Below are 2390 nucleotides of genomic sequence, written 5' to 3' on the forward strand. Positions count from 1 at the left end.
TCCGTAAGGATAGCAGGCATCGACGATGTTCGAGGGGTCGGAGCCCGCACCGAAAGGCTGCTCGCGCTCGACGAATTCCAGCGGCGTTCCGCCGCGGAAGCGATAGCCGATACGGTCGGCTTCGGGCGCGACCTTCCAGGTTTCCTCAAAGAACCGATTGCCGGCAGCCTCAGTGATCCGATGCCAGTATATGCCGGGAAGCATTCTGAGTTCCGCCGGACTATTGCGCGCGCGGCGCAGATTTGCAGGCAGTGAAAGACCGGCTTTGCCGGAACCTTCGCCGAGGGGAAGCTCATCGCCCGCTTTCAGCGTGCGGCCCTGATGGCCGCCAAGCGCGCCCAGAATGTAAGTCGAGCGCGAACCGAGAACCACGGGTACGTCGATGCCGCCGGAGACGGCCAGATAAGCGCGCGCGCCGCCCTTGAGGAAGCCGAAAGAAAGTCGGTCACCGGCCTTCACCGGAAAACTTTCCCACGTCGACCGTTCCTCGCCATTGAGTTTGGGTGGGAGCTCTCCACCTGTGACGGCGACGACCGCGGATTGGGTGAATTCGAGTTCGGGACCCATGAAAGTGGCTTCGAGCACCGCGGCACCCGGATCGTTGCCGACAAGCAGGTTTGCGATGCGTGTCGCAAAGCGGTCCATGCCGCCGCCTTCTGGAATGCCGACATGATAGTGGCCGGGTCGGCCAAGGTCCTGCACGGAAGTGGAGAGGCCGGGAGAGATTACCTTAACGGCCATTGATAAGCTCCATCAGCTTTGCATTGGTGCCGTAAATGTCGCTGTTGAAATCCTTCAGGCTGAAGGTGCACTCGCGAACCGTCGGCTGCCACCGATTGGCTTCGATTTCCTCAAGCGTGGCGTCGTAGTCATCGCGGCCAATGGCCTTGAACTTGACGATATCGCCTGGCTTGAACAGGCACATGTCATCGGCGAGGTAGCGCACCTTCCTGGTCGGGTCGTAGATCGGGGCCGGGGTTATGCCATACATCTGGTAGCCGCCAGCGCCGCGTACCGAATAGATCGCTGCAAAGCAGCCGCCATGGCCAATGGTGAGCTTGGGAGTGTCGGTGCGTGGACGCAAGTATTTCGGCGCCTGAATCTGTTTCTTGCGCTCAACCATCTGGTACAGGAAGGGCAGTCCGGCGACGAAGCCGACCATCGATACGAACCAGGGCTGGCCGGAATAGGCCTCGATAAACTCTTCCACCGTGGCGTAGCCGTTGATGCGTGCCGAATATTCAAGATCGGTGGAGGAGGGGTCCTGATGGCGCTCGCGGAAGCGCAGGCAGGTTTCACGCGTCCATGGATCCTGGAAATAAACCGGCAGTTCGATGATCCGGGTCTTCAGCACCGGGTCCGACTTCGAGGCGGCCTCTTCCATCGACTTCAGTTCGCTGAGCAAATCCTGCGGCTTGACGATGTCGGGGTTGAAGCGAATCTGGAAGCTGGCGTTGGCTGGGCAGATCTCGGTGACGCCTCGGATGCCTGCCGTACGCACCGCATTGGTCATCGAAAGGCCGGTAAAGAAGGAGGTGAGCGACATTTCTTCGGACACCTCGCCGAAGATATGTTCGTCACCGCCGAAGTTGAATCGTATCGACATCGGTCCTCCTTAACCCGCCAATGCTGCGGCGTTTTCGATGAGCCAGCCTTCCAGCCAGCGGGTATGCACGTCTCCCGCCCGCATCGCCGGATCGGCGGCCAGCGCAAGAAACAGCGGCTTGGTGGTCTTGAGCCCGCCGATCTTCAACTCGTTGAGCGCGCGGATCAGGCGCACTATCGCCGCCTCGCGCGTCTCTGCATGCACGATCAGCTTGGCAAGCAGCGAGTCATAAAAGGGCGGCACCTGATAGCCTTGATAGAGCATCGAATCGAAGCGTACGCCCGGACCGCCGGGAATGCGAAGCTCGGCCACCTGCCCGGGGAATGGAGCGAACTCCTTCGCCGGGTCTTCGGCATTGAGCCGGACTTCGATCGCATGCCCTTTGACGGAGACATCGCTTTGCCGGATCCGCAGCTTCTCGCCGCCGGCGATGCGAAGCATCTCCGCAACGAGGTCGATGCCGGTGATCGCTTCGGTGACCGGGTGCTCGACCTGGATACGGGTGTTCATCTCGATGAAGTAAAAGCGGTCTGCTTCATCGTCGTAAAGATACTCTACCGTGCCGGCACCAGAGTATTTGACCGCCTTGGCCAAGGCGACCGCTGAAGCGCAGAGCTCTTCGCGCAGCCTGTCTGAAAGTGCGCGCGACGGCGCCTCCTCCCAAACCTTCTGGCGTCGCCGCTGCAGCGAGCACTCCCGCTCGTAGCAGTGGATGGCATCGCTTCCGTCTGCCAGCACCTGCACCTCGATATGGCGGGCCTCTGCCACTACCCTTCCTCTGACG

The 2390-nt window shown here is 60.9% G+C and carries 2 protein-coding genes and 1 pseudogene; all 3 read right to left on the reverse strand.

Going from position 1 to position 2390, the window contains the following annotated elements; genetic code table 11:
- Positions 1-741: biotin-dependent carboxyltransferase family protein (locus EN994_RS27450; protein WP_164746246.1), on the reverse strand; the 741-nt coding region annotated here is incomplete at its 3' end.
- Positions 731-1606, reverse strand: a complete 876-nt coding sequence (locus EN994_RS27455) for a carboxyltransferase domain-containing protein (RefSeq protein ID WP_013533154.1) — start codon at positions 1604-1606, stop codon at positions 731-733. The genes EN994_RS27450 and EN994_RS27455, both read right to left, overlap by 11 nt.
- 9 nt (positions 1607-1615) lie before the next feature.
- Positions 1616-2390 (reverse strand): annotated as a pseudogene (locus EN994_RS27460) (acetyl-CoA carboxylase biotin carboxylase subunit); the annotation flags it as partial.

Source organism: Mesorhizobium sp. M7A.F.Ca.CA.002.09.1.1, assembly GCF_003998555.1.
GTDB classification, from domain to species: domain Bacteria; phylum Pseudomonadota; class Alphaproteobacteria; order Rhizobiales; family Rhizobiaceae; genus Mesorhizobium; species Mesorhizobium ciceri.